Consider the following 20,890-nt stretch of genomic DNA (forward strand, 5'->3'; position numbering starts at 1 on the left):
GTCGGCAAATACCATCGACGATGTAATGAGCGATCACGACCTCGACACCCGGACGCCTTCTTCTACGGCCGCGGCCAACCGCCTCGCGACCGAAGCCGGTCGCAGGCGCACCTTCGCCGTCATCAGCCACCCTGACGCCGGTAAGTCGACGCTGACCGAGGCCCTGGTGCTGCACGCGAGGATCATCACGCAGGCCGGCGCCATTCACGGCAAAGCCGGACGACGGGCCACCGTGTCGGACTGGATGGAGATGGAGCAGGCCAGAGGTATCTCGATCACCTCGACGGCATTGCAGTTCCCGTATCTCTCGCCCGAGGGACAAGACTGCGTCATCAACCTGCTCGACACCCCCGGGCACGCCGACTTCTCCGAGGACACCTACCGGGTGCTCAGCGCGGTTGACTGCGCGGTCATGCTGATCGACGCCGCCAAGGGTCTGGAACCGCAGACGCTCAAGCTGTTTCAGGTGTGTAAGCACCGCGGACTGCCGATCCTCACGGTCATCAACAAGTGGGACCGTCCTGGACGGCACGCGCTGGAGCTTCTCGACGAGATCCAGGAGCGCATCGGTCTCAAGCCGACGCCGTTGACGTGGCCGGTCGGTATCGCCGGCGACTTCAAAGGTGTGCTGGATCGCCGCACCGGCAATTTCATTCGGTTCACCCGCACCGCGGGTGGTGCCACCGCCGCACCCGAGGAGCACATCCCGCCCGAGCACGCCCGCGCCGCGGCCGGCATCGACTGGGACAACGCGGTCGAAGAATGCGAGTTGCTCTCCTCCGATGACGGTGACCACGATCAGGAAGCCTTCCTGCAGGGCGTGACGACGCCCGTCCTGTTCACTTCCGCCGCACTCAATTTCGGCGTCAATCAACTTCTGGACAACCTGACGAGGCTCGCGCCTCCGCCGAGCGGCCAAGTCGACATCGACGGCAATGTGCGACCGGTCGACGCTCCGTTCAGTGCGTTCGTCTTCAAGGTCCAGGCCGGCATGGATTCCGCGCACCGCGACCGCATCGCCTACGCCCGGGTGTGTTCGGGAACCTTCGAGCGCGGCGACGTCCTGACGCACGCCGCAACCGGCAAGCCGTTCGTCACCAAATACGCCCAGTCGGTGTTCGGCCAGCAACGGTCGACACTGGATGACGCCTGGCCCGGCGACGTGATCGGCCTGGCGAACGCCAACGTACTACGCCCGGGTGACACCCTTTTTCGCGATGTGCCCGTACAGTTTCCGCCGATCCCGAGCTTCGCTCCGGTGCACTTCTCAGTCGCCCGGGGCACCGATCCGAGTAAGCACAAGCAGTTTCGCAAGGGGATCGAGCAGCTCGAGCAGGAAGGCGTGGTGCAGGTACTGCGGTCGGATCGCCGGGGCGAGCAAGCACCGGTACTCGCCGCCGTCGGCCCTCTGCAGTTCGAGGTGACGAGCCACCGGATGGCCACGGAATTCAACGCACCGATCTCGCTGGACTCGCTGCCCTACACCGTGGCGCGCGCCGTCGACCCCGAGGACGCACCGTTCGTGGACAAGCAGGTGTCGACCGAAGTACTCACCCGCACCGACGGCGTGATGCTCGCCCTGTTCACCACGAAGTGGCGACTGCAGGGGTTCCAGGAGGACAACCCCGCGGTGACGCTGCGCCCGCTGGTCGCCGCCGGCGACGACTGATCGACGCTAGCCGTTCGCGGTGGACAGCCCGGCCTTGACCTGCCGGGTCAATTCGTCGGCCAAGATCTCGGGTTGGCCGCTGAGCAGTCCGTCCACCGCCAGCTTCGCCACCACTGCGGGATCGATCTTCTGGTCGGCGGGGACGAAGGAGGCCATGTCGGTGTCCATATATCCGACGTGCAGGGCTGCGACGTGAACTCCCTTGGGCGCCAGTTCAGTTCGTAGAGCATCCGTCATCGCCCATCCCGCGGCCTTGGCTGCCGAGTAGGCGCCGAACGACGGGGCGTGGTACCAGGCCAGCACGGACAGAACGTTCAGGATGGAGCCGCCGCCGTTCTTCTCGATGATCGGGACGAACTCGCGGGTGACGTTGAGCGTGCCGAAGTAGTGCGTCTCCATCTCCAGACGGATGTCCTCGATCGGGCCGCTGAGCAGGTCGGCCTCCGTCGAGACGCCGGCGTTGTTCACCAGGACCGTGACGTCCTCGGCGATCGCCGCCGCTCGGCGCACCGACTCGGGGTCGGTGATGTCCACCTGGATCGGCACCACACCGGGCAGGTCGATCGTTTCCGGCCTGCGGGCCGCGGCGTACACCTTTGCCCCGCGTGAGAGCAGTTCGGCGGCGAACTGCCGTCCCAATCCGCGGTTCGCACCTGTTACCAGCGCGGTGATCTGTTGTGTCATCGAAGTCTCCCTTTCCCGAACTCTCGTTGGCGACAACACTAGGACGAGCTGGGTTAATTCCGCTAGACCCAGCTGGGGCGGCGCGCGCTGAGAGTCTTCGCCTTGCAGCTGGGAGCTGGGCGGACGTGGCGATCTGCCTCGGATCGGTTCCACGATGGTGCGATGCAGCATCACAGGCACGTCGCACGCAGCGCCGCGGCGCTCGCCGCCGCAATGGGTATCGGCCGATTCGTGTACACCCCGATCCTGCCGCTGATGACGGCGCAGACCGGAATCGCCCCGCATGCCGCGGCCACCCTCGCCACCGCGAACTACATCGGTTACCTCGCGGGTGCAGTGGCCGGTTTCGTCTGGCCGCGGCTCGCCCGGTCCGTTGTCGCGTGCCGCATATCGCTGGTGTTGCTGGTCGGCAGTCTGGCCGGCATGCCGTTGACCGGCACGGTGCTCGAATGGGCGTTGCTGCGGGGTGTGGCCGGCGTGACCAGTGCACTGGTGTTCGTGATCGCCGTCAACACCCTGCTCGAGCACCTGCACGGGCAGCCCGCCCATCTGGCCGGGTGGGGATTCGGTGGAATCGGGGCGGGCATTGCCCTGTCGGCCGTCATGGTGCTGGCCAGCGAGCAGTGGCGACTCGCTTGGTGGACATCAGCGGCGGCCGCCGCCGTCCTGACCGCCGCAGCCTGGACGATGCACGGCACACCTGCAGCGGAGCCGTCCCCCACGGCGGAGCGAAAGTACCTGCCGCACAGATTGTTCGGTCTGCTCGCCGTGAGTTACTCGCTTGAGGGAGTCGGTTACATCATCGCCGGAACTTTTCTGGTCGCCGCGGTCACCCAAGACGCACCGCGCTGGCTCGGGGGCGCGACATGGCTCGTGGTGGGCCTGGCAACCATCCCCTCCGCCGCGCTGTGGGCAGCGCTGAGCTCGCGATGGTCCCATCCGGGACTGTTGGCGACGGCGTTGTGCGCGCAGGCGGGCGGAATCGCCGTGGCGGGCATCTTCGGCGGCGTCGCAGCAGCGCTGGTCGGGGCGGTGCTCTTCGGCGGGACGTTCATCGGAATCAGCACACTGTCGCTCGCGGCTGCGCGTCTGTTGCGCTATCCGCGCGCCGTCGCGCTACTCACCGCGGGGTATTCGGTGGGTCAGATACTGGGTCCCGTCGTGGTGGGCCCCCTCCTGCATGACGGCTTCCGGCCCGCCCTGGTGGTGGGTGCGGTGGTGGTCTTAGCCGCCGCCATGGTCGCGGGGTTGATGCGGATCATCGCCGGGAAGCCAGACAGCGGCGTCATCGAGCCCGAAATCACCGATATCCCGGGTGAATTCGTCGACGAGCGCGACCACAGTGGGGTTGTCATCGTCACGCCGCCACACCAGTGACCACGTCCACACCGGCGAGGGGTTGATGACCGCGCGTCGCACCAGATCCTTGGGCAGCGCGTGGTCCTGGCCCTTCGGGTTGTTGAGCACCGGACGGCCGAGTCCGCGCACGTGTTCCAGGAAGGTCGGTCCGGTGACGCCACCGTCGTCGGTGCGCATGACGCGAGCACCGGTGGCAGCCGAAAACTGTTCGGCGTAGCGATTCCACGACGACCAGCTGGCAGTGTCCGCGTCGATCAACACCACCGTGTCGGCGGCCTCGACGGGCGAATCGTCAGGGCCCGAGGCCAACGCGTAGAGCCGGTCCACTCCCAGCAACCGTGCCTGTAGCGACAGCTCTTCCAGGTCGGCGTTCTGCACCCAGCAGATCGCCAGGTCGAGGCTGCCGTCGGCGACCCGCGCGGCCTGGGTGTGCGACGGCATGACCCAGGTGTCCACCCGCAGCTGCGCGATCCCCGCCGCCCGCGCGGTCCAATCCGTCGGACACCAGTTGACATAGCCCACACGCACCGCTTCTGGCCCGCCGAAATTGGCAGCGCGCCTGCGTAATTCGTCTGCCTGCCCGATCAGCGCCCTGGCATCGGGTAGCAGCGCGGCGCCGGCAGGGGTCAACGCCACCGACCGGCGGTCGCGATCGAACAGGGTGATCTTGAGGTCGCGTTCCAGGGCCTTGATCTGCTGGGACAGCGAGGGGCCCGCGATCCGCAGACGCGCGGCAGCGCGACCGAAGTTCAACTCTTCGGCCACGGCGACGAAGTAGCGCAGCTGCCGCAACTCCACCGCTGCAGCCTAATAGGCGCAGCCTCCCAGCAGGGAGCGGATCTCTCATCCCGGCGTGGCATCGGCTCGCGTTCCGGGGCGTTGAGCAAGAAACACAACGTGGAAAGGATCATCAAATGGACACTGCAACACGGGTTGCCGTCATCACCGGCGCATCCCAGGGTATCGGTGCCGGCCTGGTGGCGGGCTACCGCCGGCTGGGCTACGCGGTCGTCGCCAACTCCCGAAGTATCGGCGACAGCGACGACCCGCAGGTACTCGCCGTCGCGGCCGACATCTCCCGACCTGGCGCTGGACAACACATCATCGACGCCGCGCTACAGCGCTTCGGCCGCGTCGACGCGGTGATCAACAACGCCGGCATATTCATCCCCAAGCCCTTCACCGACTACACCGACGCCGACTACGACGCCATCACCGGGGTCAATCTGCGGGGTTTCTTCGACGTGACCCGGGCGGCGCTGACGGTGCTGGGTCCCGGCGGCCACATCGTCAACATCTCCACCAGCCTGGTAGACCAGGCGAATTCGCGCGTTCCCTCCGCACTGGCGTCCCTGACCAAGGGCGGCCTCAACGCTGCGACCAAAGCCTTGGCTGTCGAATATGCCGGCCGCGGAATCCGGGTCAACGCGGTCGCTCTCGGTGTCGTCAATACGCCGATGCACGATCCGTCCACCCACGACGCGTTGGCCGGCCTCAATCCCATGGGCAGGCTCGGTGAGATCGACGATGCCGTCCAAGCGGTGCTGTACCTGGAGCAGGCCGGATTCGTCACGGGCGAGATCCTCCACGTGGACGGCGGCCAAAGTGCCGGACACTGAAGCCCTTCTGCGATCGGTGCTGGATGAATGGAAGGCCGGCATTGACGCTCACGATCCCCAGGCGGTCGCGGCGGTTTTCACCGCCGACGCGATCTTCCAAGGTCTGCGACCGTTCAGCGTCGGACCGCAAGGAGTCTTCGACTATTACGACTCGCAACCGGCGGGGATGACGGTGGACTACTCGATTCTGGAATCCCGGCGTCTCGGCGACACGGCCGTGCTCGGCTACGTCGCCGCGACATTCACGTTCCACGGCACGGCCAAGGACCTCCGGTTGGGAGTTGTCATCACCGGAATCGGCGACGACTGGCGGATCGGCTACTACCAAGCCAGCCCCGCACCGGACTAATGACCAAGGTGGATCTGCAGGCCGTGGCTGCGCAGCTGCTCGAAGCTGTAGCTGAAATCGCCTCGGCGGCCGATGGATACCACGTAGCGGTCTTGGCCTTCGTCGATGGAGAACGTGAACGAGAACGTACAGTTCGCGCTGTCTCCGGTGCCGGCACCCAGGGACGTGGTGGTGAGAATGTCGCCCTTGCTGTTCTTGACGGTCACCGGGGTGGTGCGACCGACATCGGCGTAGCCGCCCGTCCCGTGACAGGCGCCGCCGTCGACGACGATCGCACCGGTACCGAGGCTGTCCGTCAGGACGAAAACCCCTGAGATCTTGGCGGATTCGAGAATGCGGAAGCCCTTGTTGAACTGCGGGCAGAACACGTCGACTGCGATCTTGTCCGCGAGCAGACCCTGCTGTTGCCCGCCGTGTTCGAGTTGACTGCACACCTCGTGCCCATGGGCGACGGCATTGGCCTCGGAATTGAATTGATCGAACAGCCCCGCGGTCTGCAAGGCCTGCACATAGTCGACTTCGGGCGGCGGCGAAGGCCGGTGCCGCGCCCACAGCAGGCCTGCGACCACGCCGGCAACCATCACGATGACCGCGGTCGTGACCCCGGTGGCCAACCAGGTCAACCGGATGCTCGATCGAGCCACCGGCACCTCGACGTACGACGGCAACATCTGCCCGCCGACGGGGTCATTCGACTCGGACCTGCCGTTGCGCACCCGGTTGGTGGCGCGCCCGGCTGAGTAGTACCGGCCTTCATAGCGGGCGGTGGGATCCGGCCGCCAGCCCGTCGGCGGCGTCGGCTTCAGCACGCCGCCGCAACGCGCACAAGTGCCGCTTGCGTCGAGGTCAGCCCCGCAATAGGGGCAGGCCGCGGGCGCTCCCTTCATTGCTCACCCCAACCGCCGTAGGCTCGGTTCTCCGTGACAGCCGAATCGTATCGGCGTGTCACGCTATGTTCTCTGCGCGTTAGGGTGCTGTGGTCGGCTTCAGTGAACAAGCCGATAGAAAAGTTGAGCAATCTATGACCGCACCAGCAGAAACGTCGCCGATCGAAGCACGGGTCGGCCACTACTACCGGATGGCCGGCACCTACCTCGTCGGCCGGGAGAAGCTCCGTGAATACGCCCGCGCGGTGCAGGACTATCACCCCGCCCACTGGGACGTCGCCGCGGCAGCTGAGCTGGGCTATTCAGACGTCGTGGCACCGCTGACCTTCACCTCGGCGCCGGGCATGCAGTGCAACCGCCGGATGTTCGAGTCGATCGTCGTCGGCTACGACACCTACCTGCAGACCGAAGAGGTCTTCGAGCAACACCGCCCGATCGTCGCCGGCGACGAACTCGTGATCGACGTCGAGCTGACCTCGGTGCGCCGGACCGCGGGTCGCGACTTCATCACCGTCACCAACACGTTCACCGACACCCACGGTGAACGGGTGCACACCCTGCACACCACCGTCGTCGGCGTGACCGCGGAGGACATCGACGCCGGCGTGAAGATCGCCGTCCAGAACGCGATGATGCACGACATGAACATCCTCGACATCGGCGGAGACGACGCCGATTACGAGAAGGAGCTGCGCCCCGAAGGCGAGATCCGGATCTCGGACGGCGGGCTGACCCGTTCACCGGGGACGCGGTCGTTCGACGACCTGACGGTCGGCGAGGAGCTCCCCGCCCACCACACCCGGGTGTCCCGGGGCGATCTGGTGAACTACGCCGGCGTGGCCGGCGACGCGAACCCGATCCACTGGGATGAGGACATCGCCAAGCTGGCGGGTCTCCCCGACGTGATCGCTCACGGCATGTTGACCATGGGCCTGGGCGCCGGATATCACTCGGTCTGGTCGGGCGACCCGGGCGCGGTCACCCGCTTCGCAGTGCGGCTGTCGCAACCCGCGGTCGTCTCGGCCAAGGAGGGTGCCGACATCGAGTTCAGCGGCAAGGTCAAATCGCTGGATCCCGAAACCCGCTCGGGTGTCGTCCTTATCGGCGCGAAGTCGACGGGTAAGAAGATCTTCGGTCTGGCGACGATGAACGTGCGGTTCAGCTGAGGCGGTGTCGCCCGCCTATACCGGAAAGCCATCGGCCGATGCCCGGTGGATCCGCGACGTGATCCGGATCCACCCGGCGCAGGGCGGCATTGACTGCTACGGCCGCCTCGCACGTGTCCGGATCCTGGAGAACGACCCGCCCCCCGCCGGCCTTCACATCTTCGCAGCCACGGGCACCGTCGTCGCTGGCGCACGACAGCAGCACGGCCGTCACCGAATTCACCAGTTGCGCCGCGCTGGAGAACAACGCGTCGAGTGAGGGCCGCGAGTGCAGGATCGGCGCGTCCAGTGTCAGATGGGCACGCACAGCAGAGCCTGTTTGGTACTGCTCGACCGGAGTCGCCGGTTCCGTCGACGGGTTGCGGTCGTTGCCCACCAACATGTGGTAGCCGGCCGGGGCCAACGTCACTTCCCCCGGCGAGCACGCCCAGGGGCTGGTGTTCGGTTCACGGATCGGAATTGCGGTGTAGCCCTGCAGAACCCGGTCGAGCCCCGCGTACTGAGGCGCGCGATGCAGCACCACGAACACCACGATGTTGCGGGCGTCGCCGAGAGTCTCGAAGATTCCACGCAACGCCTTGATGCCACCGGCGCTGCCGCCGATGACGACGACGTCAGGGCCGGGCACGCTGGTTCTGGCTCTTGGCGTAGATCCCCAACCTACGGTCCTGCGGCTTGAACAACTGCAGGCCGTCGACGGTGAGGCCTTCACGTGGACCGATGACGAGATTACCGAAGGGAGCCAAGCTATCCCAGAACATTCGCTCGGCCCTGCGCTGCAACGTCTCCTCGAAATAGATGAAGACATTCCTGCACAAGATCAGATGGAACTCACCGAATGTGCTGTCCGTGGCCAGATTATGGGAGAAGAACTCGAGTCGCGACCGCAGTGTCGGGCTCAGAATGGATCTGTCGTACTTGGCGACATACCAGTCTGAGAACGGCCTTTCACCCCCGCTGGCCTGGTAGTTGCGGGTCGCGCTCACCATGGTATCGGCGGGGTAGATCGCCGATGCGGCAACACGGAGCGATTCGCTGTCGATATCGGTGGCATAGATGGTCGATCGATCCAGCAGACCGGCCTCGTCCAGCATGATCGCCACGGAGTACGCCTCTTCCCCCGTCGCGCACCCCGCCACCCAGATCCGGATCCGAGGGTAGGTCGCCAGCCTTGGCAACAACTCCGTGCGGATCTTGGCGAACACCAGCGGATCCCGGAACATCTCGGTCACGTTGATCGTCATCGTCGACAGAAACGAGGCCAGCAGACTCGGATCGCGAAGCACCCGGTCCTGCGCTCTGGAGATGCTGCCGAGTGAATGGCGATCGACGAATGCCATCAGCCGCCTGTTGCGTGACGCATCTGTGTAGTGCCGAAAGTCATAGCCGAGGAACTCGAATACCGTGTAGAAGAACGCTTCCGCCTCGATCGCCACCAGTTCTTTGGACCGAGACGGGTCATTCTCCGCGGGATCAGTCATTGGTGCTCGCCGCCCCCTGCTGGCCACGTAGCCGACTTCCGAGCCAGACCCTCAGCACCGAGGTGAGCTGATCCATGTCGACCGGTTTGGTGACGTAATCCGAGGCCCCCGCATCCAGACACTTCTGGCGGTCACCCTTCATTGCCTTTGCGGTCAGAGCCACGATAGGCAAACTGCGCCAACGTGATTCGGACCGGATCCGGCGCATCGCCTCGTAACCGTCCATGACGGGCATCATGATGTCCATCAGCACCAGACCCACCTCGGGGTGGGCGGCGAGGCTGTCGAGCCCTTCCTGACCGTTCCGCGCGGGAATCACCGTGATGCCGTAGCGTTTCAACGCGCTGCCCAGAGAGAAGACGTTGCGGACATCGTCGTCGACGAGCAACACGGTGTTGCCCTTCAGACTCTCGTCGATTCGCTTGGGGTTCGACAGGATTTCGCGAGCCGAGTCGGGCATGTCGTTGGCAACGCGATGCAGGAACAGCGCCGTTTCGTCCAGCAACCGCTCCGGTGACTTCGCGTTCTTCAACACGATCGCGGAGGCGAGAACCTCGAGGCGCTGCGTCTCGGCCACCGTCAATTCTCTTCCGGTGTGCACGATTACGGGCAAGTGCTTCTGCTTGAGCTGGTCCTTGACCCGCTCGATCAGGTCGATGCCATCCATGTCAGGCAGCCCGAGATCGAGGACCAGGCAGTCGTAGGACGTCGGCCCGGCCAGCTCGGCCAGCACCTGCTGACCGGTACCGACACAGGTGATCGCGATGTCGTCACTCTCGATCATGTGCTTGACGACCTGACGCTGGCTGGCGTCGTCCTCGGCGACCAGCACATGTCGCGGTCCCGGCTTCAGGAATTCGGCGACCGCACCGAACATCGACCGGAGGTCGGCGACATCGGCGGGCTTGTTCAACGTGTGAATGGCGCCCATCCGCCTACCGCGGCCGTCGTCATTGGATCCAGAGATGACATTGACCGGAATGTGGCGGGTGGCGAGGTCATGTTTGAGGACATCGAGGACCACCCAGCCGGCCATATCCGGCAGGCCGATATCCAGAGTGATAGCGGCGGGCTGGCGTTCCTTGGCCAGCGCCAGAGCCGTTCGCCCGCTGGCGGTGACAACCGCGTCGAAGCCGGCTTCCGTGGCCAGTTCGACCAATAACCCCGCGAACGTTTGATCGTCCTCGACCACCAGCAGGACCGGGTTGGTTCCGCGCGGCCAGTCGATGTCCGAAATGTCCACCGGACCGATGCGCGCGAGCCCGCCGTCGAGTTGCGCCGACGATGCGCCGTCTGCGGTCCGCCCCGCGCCGTTCCCGTCCACTCGCATTGGAACCGGTTCGGCCACCGGACTGCTCGGCACCAGCGTGGAGGTCGGGTTCGCAGGCGGTGCGGAGTCGGCGCCCTGTGGACCTGCGACCGGCAGGTGGCAGGTGAACGTGGAGCCCTCTCCCAGAGCGCTGCGAAGTGTGATCTCTCCACCCAGGTTTCGGGCCAGCTCACGGCTGATCGCCAGTCCCAGCCCGGTGCCGCCGTACTGCCTGGTGGTACCCCGGGCCGCCTGTTGGAAAGACTCGAAGATCAGGTGGTGATCGTTCTCGTCGATGCCGATCCCGGTATCGGTCACGGCCATGGTCAGGTAACCCGTGCCAGGGTTCCCTTCCTTGTCACCTGACGCCGACAACGCCACCGTCACCGACCCCTCGTCGGTGAACTTGATCGCATTGGCGACCAGATTCTTCGCAATCTGTTTCACCCGCGTGTAGTCGCTGGTGAGTTGCCCTGGGGCAGAGCCGTTCACGACGACCCGGAAGTCGACGCCCTTGTTCTCCGCTATCGGCCGGAACGTACGCTCGAGGAAGGCGACGAGATCGCTCACCACGATCACCTCGCGTTCGAGGCGCAGGGATCCGGATTCAACCTTCGCGAGGTCGAGCACCTCGTCGATGAGGTTCAACAGGTCCTTGCCGGACTGTTGAATCGTCTCGGCGAACTCCTGCTGCTTATCGGTGAGTGGGTCATCGGAATCGGCCAACAGACCGGCAAGGATCAAAATGCTGTTCAGCGGAGTGCGCAGTTCATGCGACATGTTCGCCAAGAACTCCGACTTGTACCGCGACGAAACAGCCAGTTCCTCTGCCTTCGCTTCGAGGGTCTGGCTGAGCCGGTGCAGCTCTTCGTTCTTGGCCTCCAGAGACTGTGCCTGGGTCTCCAGCCGTTCCGAACTCGCCTTGAGCTCCTCCTGCTGGGAACGCAGTTCCTCGGTCGTCTCCTCCAGTTCCGCATTCTGCGCCGACAGCTGGTCTTCGCGCTGGGTCAGCTGCTCGTTCGCCGTCCTCAGCTCTTCTTCCTGGGCTTGCAGTTCCTCGGTCTGCGCCTGCGACAGGCGCAACAACTCGCTGGTCTTCTGCGCCGATTCGATTGCGCTCAGCGCCACTCCGGCGCCCAGGGCGATATTCTCCGCCAGTTCGACATCATCATCGGAGAACAGCCGCAGCCCGGCCAGCTCGAGAACGCCATGTACCTCGGAGTCGGACTTGATCGGGATCAAGATGAGCGACACGGGCTCCGTTTTGCCCAACCCCGACACGATCTCGACGTAATCGCTCGGTGCGCCGGTGACCTCGATCCGATTGCCCTCCAAGGCGCACTGACCGACCAGCCCCTCTCCGAGCCCGAAGGAGTACGGCAGATCCTTGCGCCGGTGGAAGGCGTACGACGCGACCAGACCGAACTGGTCGACCGTATCCGTCTGGCGCAGGTAAAGGGCACCGTGCTTGGCGTCAAGTGCCTGAGCGGTGCGTGACACGATGATCGACGCCGCAGCCGGCAGGTCGGCTGCGGTCTGCACCTCGGTCATCAGACTCGCCTGAATTTCCTTGGCGCGCCGAGCTTTTTCGTTCTGCTCGGCAGCCCGCGTCACGGTGCGGTGGATGTTGCGGCTGGTGAAGTACAGCAGGACGCCCAGTACCAGGACGATGGCGCTGGCGAGGATCCACAGCATCGTCCGGGCGAAATTGACCGCCTTGGCCGCCTGGGTGTTGGCGTGGTCGACGGCCTTGACCGCTTCCTGCTCGATATTGCCCAGCTGACTCTCGAGCAGAGCGACCTGTCCATCGAAGTCTCGGTCGGAAAGTGCTGGTGTTCCGGCACTTTGGATGTTCTGGAGCTCGGGTCGGAACGTCGTCCAGGTGGCCAATGCTTGTTGGGACAGCATGCGGATGGTGCTGTTGTCATTGCTCTCGGCGGCCGTCCGAAGCTCGGTATCGACCGATTGATCGAGGTTATCCAGCTGGCCGTTGAGTTCGGTGCGGCGCGCTGGGTCGGTGGAGAGCAGCAATCTGTCGCGGGTGACGAGCAGCGCCTTCAGATCCCGCTGAATGTCGAGCGCGGCGACCTGGCCATTGCGGGCTTGGCTGCGTTCCTCGTAGAGATCGGTGATCCGCCGCAACTGAACGGTGTAGAGCGTGTTCGCCAAGATGAGGGCGAGCAGCGCACATCCGCACACGATCGCCAATCGGGTCGCAAGCTTCATATCACCTTTGCCTCACCGGAATCGATTTTCGTCCACGCATTGGGCCACTTCTTGATCTGGGCATCGAGGTCGACCGTCTCGATCGGGTGGGCATACGAAAATCCCTGTTGGAGCACGCATCCCGCGTCCCTGAGCCAGTCGGCCTGTTCTTGGTTCTCCACGCCCTCGGCGATCAGGTCCACCTGCATGCAGGCGGCCAGGGCGATCTGACTGCGAACCAGCCGTTGTACGCGTTGGTCGTCGTGTACCTCGGCGACGAAGGTGCGGTCGATTTTCAACCAGTCGACCGGGACGTGCAGCAGATTCGTCATGCTGGCGTGGTCGACACCGAAATCGTCTATCGCGAGGTTGAATCCGATGCTGCGGGCCTGCCGTAACACCACGCAGGCCGGAGCCGGGTCGGCGTAGAACGTTCGCTCGGTGATCTCCAGGCAGATGTTCTCCGGAGGTATCTCGTAGTCGCGCTGTGCACCGATCAGGTCGTCGAGGAAGCTGCCGTCCAGGACGTGATCTGGTGAGAGGTTCACGTGCAGTTTGAGGTCGTCCCTGCCCAGGGCGGCGTAGTCCTCGAAACTGCGCATCAGCACCCAGCGGCTCAGCGGGACGATCTGTCCGGCGCTCTCAGCCAACGAGATGATGTCGGTGGCGGGCATCTCGTCGTCGGCGATGCGCCACCGAACCAGAGCCTCGAGGCCGAAAAGCTCTCCGGTGGAGGAATTCACGATGGGTTGATAGGCCATCCGGAACTCCGATCGCGCGATTGCGCCCGCCACTTCTGATCGCAGATCCACTCTCCCCTTGTGCCGCGAACCGATCCCGTCGGTGTAGAGCACGCATTCGTCGAGGCGGTTCTTCTTGGACTCGAACATCGCGATATCGGCTTGGGTCAGAAGCTCTTCCGCGTTGTGAGCACTGCCGCCGAGGCACGAGATACCCATGCTCAACGACGGCTGCAGTGTCACCGCTTTGCAGCGGACCGGCTCCCCCTGCACTCGCTGCAGAATTCGGTTCCCCGCTGCGACAGCATGCTCGACCGACGGCACGTCTTCGAATACGACGATGAACTCGTCGCCGCCGATCCGGCAGACCAGCGCATCGCTGCCGGCCGCCGACCGAAGTCGTGCAGCCACTTCGATGAGCAGCTCGTCGCCGGTGTCATGGCCATAGGTGTCGTTGACCGACTTGAACCTGTTGACGTCCATGTACAGCAGGGCCGCGAGTTTCCCGTCGCGTCGACGGGACAGCTCCGCGAGCCGCTCGTTGAGTTGCCGTCGATTGGCCAGATCGGTCAGCGGATCGTGGCTCGCCAGATGGCTGATCACCAGCTGGGCTTGTTTGATCTCGGTCAGGTCATGAACCACGACCGCGACGTGCAGATCGACGGATTCGCCGATCGGCGACAGCGTGATCAGGACGTCGACGGAGCGACGGGTACCGGCGGCGAACGTCATCTCCATCGACACCTCTTGGTGTGTCGCCAGAGTGAAGTCCAGTTGCTCACGCAACCGGGCCCGGTGGGTATCGGTGGCGAGGTCGACGATGGACCGGCCGATCAGGGAGTCGGCGTGCCCGCTGAACAAGGCCGTCGCGGCTTTGTTGCAGCTGCGAATGGCGCCCGAGGCGTCGACGGCGAGGATCGCGTCGGCGGTGGCCTGCATGACGGCGGCGTACTCGGCTTGAACGCGGTAGAGGGTGGCGTTGGAAATCGCGAGTGCGGCTGCCGCCGAGACGCCGCGGAACAACGCCGCTTCGACTTCCGAGAAGGCTGGGCCGTCGGTTCGGCCGACACAGACGAAGCCGACATGTTCACCGCGTGCCATCAACTCCTCGACCAACACCGCCGTGTGTGGTGTGCTGCCACTGACGGCACCGGCCACCTGCTCGGCAAGCCACGACTGAACGGCTTCCGGTGTTCGATCCGCCTCCGGGTCCGAAAACGTGTCGTGCCAATCGTTGTCACGCACGGGCACTCGAAGTAGGCACTCTGCTGAGAAGATGCGGCTCAACTCGGTGACAATGGTCTTCTCCAGCGCGGCCAGATCGAGACTGCCTTCGGTGAAGATGGTTGCCAACCTTGCGCGCCGTCGCGCAAGGGCCAACTCCTCGCGCTGCCGGCTCTCGGCGGCTCGGGCGATCTGAAGCTGTTGGTCATGGAGCTTCGCCGCCTCGCTGCGCAGCCTGGCGAAAGACCGATCCAACTCCAGCAAAGCCTTCACTTTGGCGTACAGCACCGCCGCGGAGACCGGTTTGAGCAGAAAGTCGACCGCGCCGAGGTCGTAGCCGCGATCCAGATCCCCGTCGTCCGCCTGGCCGGTGAGGAAAATGATCGGAGTCGAGGCCAATTCGTCGGCTTCCCGGATGAGCTGCGCCGTCTCGAATCCGCCCATCCCGGGCATGTTGATGTCCAGGACGATCACGGACACCTTGCGCTGCAGAAGCGCGGTGAGTGCCTCTTCACCCGAACCAGCCTGGACAAGCTCGCAGTTCAGCGGCGTCAGCACAGTGCACAACAGGTCCCGCAAACGGGCGTCGTCGTCGACCACCAACACCGTCTGTTTGCTCTCGGTTGTCGTGGGCCCCTCCACCACGCCATCCATCAGCACAAGATCAATGTTCCCTCCCGCGCGACGTCCGGCACAAGCACTCGAACGTTCACCCCCGGACTCTTTTCGTGAACAACAATTCGTTCCACAAGTGTGCCGCCGGGCAGACCCGGGGCAGATGGCAATCGGCAAATTCAGCAAATTCGGGCGCGCAGCCGTGCCCTCGGTGAGCGCGGCCCGCGGACGCCCGGTGCTCTAGTGCTTGAAGTCCGGTACCGGCGTACCTTCCTCGGTCAGGGTCTCGTCTTCGATCCGCATCGTCAACTGGTCGCGGAAACCCTTGGTCAGGTAGATCAACACAATGATCCCGATCGCCAGCCAGATGCCGCCGTAGAGCAGCGCATCGAAATGCAGGTTGACCCACAGCGCCCCGGTCAGCGCCATGCCGATCGCCGGCAGCACGATGTTGGTGGCGATCTCTTTCGGGGTGCGCCGTCGCTTCAGGCGGAACGCGAACAGGACGATGATCGTCAGGTTCACCACGGTGAATGCGATGAGAGCGCCGAAGTTGATCATCGACGAGGCGAATTCCAGGGTGAATTTCACCGCGAGCAGTGACACCACACCGACGATGATGACGGCGTGAGCAGGGGTCAGGAACCGCGGGTGAATGTAGGACAGGAACCGCCCGAAGCGTCCCCTGCCATTGCGGCCCATCACGTAGATCATCCGCGCGACGCTGGCATGCGACGCGAGGCTCGACGCCACGACCGCGGCCAGCGCGGCTGATACGAAGAACACCTTGAACAACATGCCGCCGACCTTCAGCGCCATCTCGGGCAGCGTGTCATCGGTGACCTCGAACCCGTCGAGGGTCGGGAACACCGACTGGCTGAACCATGCCGCAGCGAAGAAGATGGCGCCGCCGATGAGCAACGCCAACACAATTGCCCTTGGGACGATGTCCGGAGATTTTGCTTCCTCGGAATACATGGTGATCGCATCGAAGCCGATGAACGAGAAGCAGACGACGGTCGCGCCGGCGACGACAGCCTGCATCTGGACGCCCTCGTGGACAAGCGGATCGAGGGTGAAGATCGTTCCCGCGCCGACGCCCTTGCTCAGCGCCATCGCCGCCAAGACCAGAAAGGCGCCGATGAGTACAACCTGGAACACCACGAGAATTCCGTTGACGCGCGAGGTTCCTTTCATACTCAGGTAATTCAGCGAGGTGATGGAGGCGACGTACACCAGCACGAAGACCCACGACGGCGCCGAGGGGAAGAACGACTCGAAATAGATGCGGGCGATGACCGCGTTCACCATCGGAAGCAGCAGATAGTCCAGCAGCGAGGACCAACCGACCACGAAACCGAAGTTCGGGTGGATGGTCTCCGAGGCGTAGGTGTAGGCCGAACCCGCCGACGGGTAGACCCGGGTCATCCGGCCGTAGCTGATCGCGGTGAACACCATCGCGACCAGAGCCACGATGTAGGCGAGCGGTACCACCCCGTTCGTTTCGCCCGACACGATCCCGAAGGTGTCGAAGACCGTCATGGGTGTCATATAGCCCAACCCCAGACCGACGACGGCCCACAACCCGAGCGACCTCGAGAGGTGCGATCGCGGCGGAGATGCGTTTTGCGACAAGTTCTTTGCCTTCCTAGTGGTCGGTGGCGCTGTCGGGGCCGGGCACGACGACGAGGGGCACGTGCAGAACCCGCATCATCTTCGCTGCCGTCGAGCCGAGGAAGAGCCGTCTCGGTTGGGCCAGCCGGCTGGAGCCGACGATGATGAGATCGCCGTCGCGCCAGTCGAGCTTCTCCACCGCCGCCTCGACCGTGGCGCCGTCGGCGACCACCACCGTCACCGGAAACCCCGTGGGCAGCGACGACTCGGCGGCCGCCAGAATTGCCGCGGCGTGGTCGAGCGCCTGTTGGCGAGTCACGTCGGCGCTGACGTTGCTTCTCGAGCCGTAGTGATCGAGTGCGACCAGTGACACCAGGCGCAACGGAACTCCTGCGGCAGTGCTGACGCGCACCGCAAGGTCGAGCAGATGCTCGGCGCCCGGCCGGGTGCCGACCCCGCAGGTGATGCTGCGGACGCGTTCGACGTCGGAGTGCCGGGTGCCGCGCGGGGCAACCGCCACGGGGACAGGAGCCGAATGCAACAGTTCGTTGACGACGGAGCCCAGCGAGAACCCGGCGGCAAAGCCACCCGATCCGCCGACCACGATCGCGGCCACCTCGAGCCGCTCGGCTTCCCGGCTGATGCCCTCGGCGAAGGATTCGTGAAAGCTCACATGGATGTGCGCAGTGACATCGTCGGGCACCGACTTCTGGGCCTCACGCAGCCACTGCGTGGCCTGGGTGGCGAGTTCGCTCTGATACTCGGAGTCAAGGGGAACGGGAACCGGCAGCACCGAGCAGATCTCCAGCTCGGCGCCGAGTGTCCTGGCCAACCGCACGCCCAGGGCCAGCGCGTCGGCGCCGCCAGGGGTGGCCAGGTATCCGATGAGCAGTCTCACTGCGGTCCGTTCTGTCGGTACGGTGCGGGCTGCGTTCACACGACACCGCGCAAACGCAAAGTGCAGATTATCGACCGCACCGCCGCCGCGTCCGGTAAGCGTGCACATCGGATGGACTGAACGGCAGATTGAACCGGAACCCCGCAGCAGACTCATGTTTCGCGGCACGACGAGCCGCGACCGCAGCCGGCCGAACAGCTAGCTCACCCCCCGGGGCGGCGGCCCCCATTGCCGCCAGCAACCCGCACCGACGCAGACAAGGGCACCCGGCTAAGCGCGTAGCCCGTAAATCGCCGCCTCCACGTCTGCGATCTGGGGGTATGGCAAACGTATTACGACCGGCGCATTCCGATGCAGATTCACAGGTGGTGCGGTCTACTGGTGCTTATGGGGTTCGACGGGGTCGACGAGCCGCTCGGAGAACACGGGCCGGAGCTTCCCGTCGAACTGGTCCGCACACTGCTGGGTCTGCTGCGCAACCGGCTGGGACTGGAGACGGCGTGGCTGTCGTCCTTTCGTGACGGCGTGCAGACATTCGAGGTGCTCGATGGCGACGCCGACGCGATCGGACTGTCCTCGGGCGACCGTACCTCCCTCTTCGACTCGTATTGTGTGCGCGTGATCGACGGGCGACTGCCCGCGATCATCCCGGATACCAGCGCCAACCAGACCACCGACGCCCTGCCCATCACCACCGAGTTGAGCCTGGGCGCCTACGTCGGCGTGCCGGTGATCGACCGCAACGGCGGGGCGGTCGGAATGGTGTGCGCGGTCAGCCGCGAGGCCAAGCCGTACCTCGCCGACATCGACCTGCGCATCGTCAAGCAGATCGCCGAACTCATCGGCACGTTGATCGAATCCCCTGACAGCGGTCGGGACACCACCGCTGCGCAGCGCGCTTCGATACGACGTGTGGTGTATCAGCGCGACTTCGAAGTGGTGTTCCAATCGGTTCACGACGTGGCGACCGGAAAGGTGGTGGGCGTAGAGGCATTGGCCCGCTTCCCCCGTGAGCCTTTTCGTCCCGACGGATTCCTCGCCCAGGCGGCACTGCTGGGCCTGGGGATCGAGTTGGAGACCGCGATCGTGGCGCGCGTCATCTCGATGGTGCCGCAACTGCCCGAGGACATTTTCATCGCGGTGAACATCTCCCCGTCGGCGGCGCTGGTCGCTCCGTGGGCTCAGCTCCTGGCGGATGTCGACCCGTCGCGAATTGTGCTGGAGCTGACCGAACATGATGCTGTCCTGGACTACGGTGCCCTCGATGACGCACTGGAACCGTGCCGCGCCCGCGGCGTCCGGGTGGCGGTCGACGACGTGGGTGCCGGTTTCTCCTCCTTCTCCCATGTGCTGGAGTTGAGTCCGGAATTCGTCAAGATCGACCAGTCGATCACCCGCCACATCGACGTCGACGACGCCCGGCGTCGGCTGGCGCACGCCATCGCCGAACTCGCCGGCCAGATGGGCGCGACGGTGATCGCCGAAGGCGTTGAGACACAGGGTGAACTCGACGCCGTCAGCTCGGTGGGCATCAGTTCGGCACAAGGCTATTACCTCAGCCGGCCACGTCCTCTCGTGCACGGGTTTCCGCCTGCCGCGGCCGCGGCATCGACCGATCTGTTGCCCTCGGCCGTGGACCTGTTGGGAGAGAGGCGATTCGAACTGGCCCTCGCCCATTCGCCGATCGGCATGGCTGTCGTCGGGTTGGACGGAACATTCCTGCGCACCAACCGCGCGCTGCGAAGCATGCTCGGGTACACCAAACGTGAACTGGCCGAACTGACCTTCCAGGAGATCACCCACCCCGACGATCTCGACGCCGATCTCGCCCTTCTCACCGAGTGCTTGGAAGGACGGCGGCGCTCCTACCGCATCGACAAGCGCTATATCGCTGCCGACGGCCGCATCGTCTGGGGTGCTCTGACCGTCGTCGTCGTGAACGCACCGCGAGATCAACCGCGCTACTTCGTATCGCAGATCGTGGATGTGACGGCCGATCGGATTCGCGAGGCCGACTTGGCACGGCAGGCTGCCACCGATCCCCTCACCGGGGTCGCCAATCGGTCGGCAGGCTGGAGCCGGCTCGAACAGCTCGACGTCAGCGGACGGGGTTACGGCATTCTTTTCTGCGACATCGAGCGCTTCAAGAGCGTCAACGACCAGTACGGCCACCGCGCCGGTGACCGACTGCTCGTCGAGGTGGCCGCCCGCCTACGCGCGGCGGTGGGCGATGAGGACACGGTGGCCCGCTGGGGCGGTGACGAATTTCTGGTGATCACAGATTCCGTGAACGACTGGGAGCTCGCCCGCCTGGTCGATCGGATCACCGATCAGTTCGACGGCGCGCCGGTGACAGTCGGCGAGGGTGGGCAGGTTCCCGCGCAGCTGACCATCGGCTTCGCCGCCCACCGCACCGGTGACGGTCGCTCGATCGACGGTGTCCTCGAATATGCCGATCAGGCCATGTACAACAAGCGCCGCCGAGACCGGGCCCGCGCCGCGGGAAGTTAGGCCGGTCCGGCCGCGACCCGCGCCGATCGCAGACTGAATGCGTCAGGCTGGTGAAAGTCAGTCGTGACCAACAGAAGTGAGCCGGTCGGTGTCTGCGGTCTGTGACACCGGAATATCCCGAAGCTTGCTTTTCATTCCTGCGACCCGGCGCAGCTGGGCGGCCATGTTCATCGACGTGAGCATCGGGATGCCGCCGATGAACGTCCGAAAGGATGGGTTGCCGCCGTCGAGGTGCAGCATGAACAGGCAGCCGACCACGTAGAAGAAGCCAATGGTGAACAGTGCGGCGGGAATGGCATATGCCAGCGGTGATCGAGCGTCGGCGACCAGCTCGCTGGCGTAGTCGAATTCGTCCTGCGACAGCGGTTCCCGCTTGCGGACTTTGGCCAGGACCAACTTGTGGGCGCCCACCTGGTCGCCCATCGGATGCGACGTGCGGCGCTCCAGGCGGCCGATGTAGACGAATACGCAAGTGGCGAAGACGATCTCCAGCACGCCGGCAAGAATCGTCAGATCACCCCAGGGGCCGAGGTCCATCTAGGCACTCCTATCTCCACTCG

Annotated in this window: 15 protein-coding genes and 1 pseudogene; 6 read left to right on the plus strand and 10 right to left on the minus strand. The window is 64.8% G+C overall.

The features are described from left to right. The first annotated feature begins 25 nt into the window (after positions 1-25). Complete coding sequence (locus D3H54_RS29365; protein ID WP_149383162.1) at positions 26-1,669, plus strand: peptide chain release factor 3; 1,644 nt, start codon at positions 26-28, stop codon at positions 1,667-1,669. 6 nt (positions 1,670-1,675) lie between these two features. On the opposite strand, the gene D3H54_RS29370 is transcribed toward D3H54_RS29365, so the two are convergent. Next, positions 1,676-2,353 (minus strand): SDR family oxidoreductase, encoded by a 678-nt coding sequence (locus D3H54_RS29370; RefSeq protein ID WP_149383163.1) that lies wholly within the window; start codon positions 2,351-2,353, stop codon positions 1,676-1,678. A gap of 255 nt (positions 2,354-2,608) precedes the next feature. On the opposite strand from D3H54_RS29370, the pseudogene D3H54_RS29375 reads away from it, so the two are divergent. Next, positions 2,609-3,535: pseudogene (locus D3H54_RS29375) on the plus strand (YbfB/YjiJ family MFS transporter); the annotation flags it as partial. Positions 3,536-3,577: 42 nt separating this feature from the next. On the opposite strand, the gene D3H54_RS29380 reads toward D3H54_RS29375, so the two are convergent. Continuing rightward, positions 3,578-4,510 (minus strand): LysR family transcriptional regulator, encoded by a 933-nt coding sequence (locus D3H54_RS29380; protein ID WP_149383164.1) that lies wholly within the window; start codon positions 4,508-4,510, stop codon positions 3,578-3,580. A gap of 116 nt (positions 4,511-4,626) precedes the next feature. Here D3H54_RS29380 and D3H54_RS29385 point away from each other — a divergent pair, with 116 nt between their 5' ends. Together D3H54_RS29385 and D3H54_RS29390 are read left to right on the plus strand one after the other, a co-directional pair. Further along, complete coding sequence (locus D3H54_RS29385; RefSeq protein WP_149383165.1) at positions 4,627-5,331, plus strand: SDR family NAD(P)-dependent oxidoreductase; 705 nt, start codon at positions 4,627-4,629, stop codon at positions 5,329-5,331. Further along, entirely contained in the window at positions 5,318-5,680 is a 363-nt protein-coding gene (locus tag D3H54_RS29390) for a YybH family protein (RefSeq protein WP_149383166.1), read from the plus strand. Before D3H54_RS29385 ends, D3H54_RS29390 begins: the two co-directional genes overlap by 14 nt. Here D3H54_RS29390 and D3H54_RS29395 read toward each other — a convergent pair. Then, positions 5,677-6,567 carry a DUF732 domain-containing protein gene (locus D3H54_RS29395; protein WP_149383167.1) on the minus strand — a complete coding sequence of 297 codons (891 nt, stop codon included), beginning with the start codon at positions 6,565-6,567 and terminating at the stop codon, positions 5,677-5,679. The two genes, D3H54_RS29390 and D3H54_RS29395, sit on opposite strands and share 4 nt — an antisense overlap. A 134-nt stretch (positions 6,568-6,701) precedes the next feature. Between D3H54_RS29395 and D3H54_RS29400 the strand changes: the two genes are divergently transcribed. Next, on the plus strand, positions 6,702-7,733 hold the full coding sequence (locus tag D3H54_RS29400; RefSeq protein ID WP_149383168.1) for a fused (3R)-hydroxyacyl-ACP dehydratase subunits HadA/HadB: 1,032 nt from the start codon (positions 6,702-6,704) through the stop codon (positions 7,731-7,733). Here the strand turns inward: D3H54_RS29400 and D3H54_RS29405 are convergent. From D3H54_RS29405 to D3H54_RS29430, 6 genes are all read right to left on the minus strand, one after another. Then, complete coding sequence (locus D3H54_RS29405) at positions 7,726-8,361, minus strand: chemotaxis protein CheB (RefSeq protein WP_149383169.1); 636 nt, start codon at positions 8,359-8,361, stop codon at positions 7,726-7,728. The genes D3H54_RS29400 and D3H54_RS29405 overlap by 8 nt on opposite strands. Next, positions 8,348-9,214 (minus strand): CheR family methyltransferase, encoded by an 867-nt coding sequence (locus D3H54_RS29410; RefSeq protein ID WP_149383170.1) that lies wholly within the window; start codon positions 9,212-9,214, stop codon positions 8,348-8,350. Before D3H54_RS29410 ends, D3H54_RS29405 begins: the two co-directional genes overlap by 14 nt. Continuing rightward, positions 9,207-12,749, minus strand: a complete 3,543-nt coding sequence (locus tag D3H54_RS29415; protein ID WP_149383171.1) for a response regulator — start codon at positions 12,747-12,749, stop codon at positions 9,207-9,209. The genes D3H54_RS29410 and D3H54_RS29415 overlap by 8 nt, the downstream gene beginning before the upstream one ends. Continuing rightward, positions 12,746-15,346, minus strand: a complete 2,601-nt coding sequence (locus D3H54_RS29420; protein WP_149383172.1) for a two-component system response regulator — start codon at positions 15,344-15,346, stop codon at positions 12,746-12,748. Before D3H54_RS29420 ends, D3H54_RS29415 begins: the two co-directional genes overlap by 4 nt. A gap of 201 nt (positions 15,347-15,547) precedes the next feature. After that, positions 15,548-16,942 carry an APC family permease gene (locus D3H54_RS29425; protein ID WP_353620041.1) on the minus strand — a complete coding sequence of 465 codons (1,395 nt, stop codon included), beginning with the start codon at positions 16,940-16,942 and terminating at the stop codon, positions 15,548-15,550. A gap of 13 nt (positions 16,943-16,955) precedes the next feature. Further along, the gene (locus tag D3H54_RS29430; RefSeq protein ID WP_149383174.1) at positions 16,956-17,819 is read right to left on the minus strand and encodes a universal stress protein; all 864 of its coding nucleotides are present in this window, start codon (positions 17,817-17,819) and stop codon (positions 16,956-16,958) included. A 387-nt stretch (positions 17,820-18,206) separates the two neighbouring features. Here D3H54_RS29430 and D3H54_RS29435 point away from each other — a divergent pair, with 387 nt between their 5' ends. Further along, entirely contained in the window at positions 18,207-20,330 is a 2,124-nt protein-coding gene (locus D3H54_RS29435; protein WP_149383175.1) for an EAL domain-containing protein, read from the plus strand. 57 nt (positions 20,331-20,387) lie between these two features. On the opposite strand, the gene D3H54_RS29440 is transcribed toward D3H54_RS29435, so the two are convergent. After that, on the minus strand, positions 20,388-20,867 hold the full coding sequence (locus tag D3H54_RS29440; RefSeq protein WP_149383176.1) for a hypothetical protein: 480 nt from the start codon (positions 20,865-20,867) through the stop codon (positions 20,388-20,390). Positions 20,868-20,890: the final 23 nt, after the last annotated feature.

Origin of the sequence: Mycobacterium sp. ELW1 (assembly GCF_008329905.1) — a bacterium.
GTDB lineage: Bacteria > Actinomycetota > Actinomycetes > Mycobacteriales > Mycobacteriaceae > Mycobacterium.

Coding starts and splice junctions, on each gene's coding strand:
- D3H54_RS29440 (WP_149383176.1), bottom strand. CDS start 20,867: ATGGACCTCGGCCCCTGGGGTGATCTGACGATTCTTGCCGGCGTGCTG.
- D3H54_RS29370 (WP_149383163.1), bottom strand. CDS start 2,353: ATGACACAACAGATCACCGCGCTGGTAACAGGTGCGAACCGCGGATTG.
- D3H54_RS29400 (WP_149383168.1), top strand. CDS start 6,702: ATGACCGCACCAGCAGAAACGTCGCCGATCGAAGCACGGGTCGGCCAC.
- D3H54_RS29435 (WP_149383175.1), top strand. CDS start 18,207: ATGGGGTTCGACGGGGTCGACGAGCCGCTCGGAGAACACGGGCCGGAG.
- D3H54_RS29410 (WP_149383170.1), bottom strand. CDS start 9,214: ATGACTGATCCCGCGGAGAATGACCCGTCTCGGTCCAAAGAACTGGTG.
- D3H54_RS29395 (WP_149383167.1), bottom strand. CDS start 6,567: ATGAAGGGAGCGCCCGCGGCCTGCCCCTATTGCGGGGCTGACCTCGAC.
- D3H54_RS29365 (WP_149383162.1), top strand. CDS start 26: ATGAGCGATCACGACCTCGACACCCGGACGCCTTCTTCTACGGCCGCG.
- D3H54_RS29415 (WP_149383171.1), bottom strand. CDS start 12,749: ATGAAGCTTGCGACCCGATTGGCGATCGTGTGCGGATGTGCGCTGCTC.
- D3H54_RS29385 (WP_149383165.1), top strand. CDS start 4,627: ATGGACACTGCAACACGGGTTGCCGTCATCACCGGCGCATCCCAGGGT.
- D3H54_RS29420 (WP_149383172.1), bottom strand. CDS start 15,346: ATGGATGGCGTGGTGGAGGGGCCCACGACAACCGAGAGCAAACAGACG.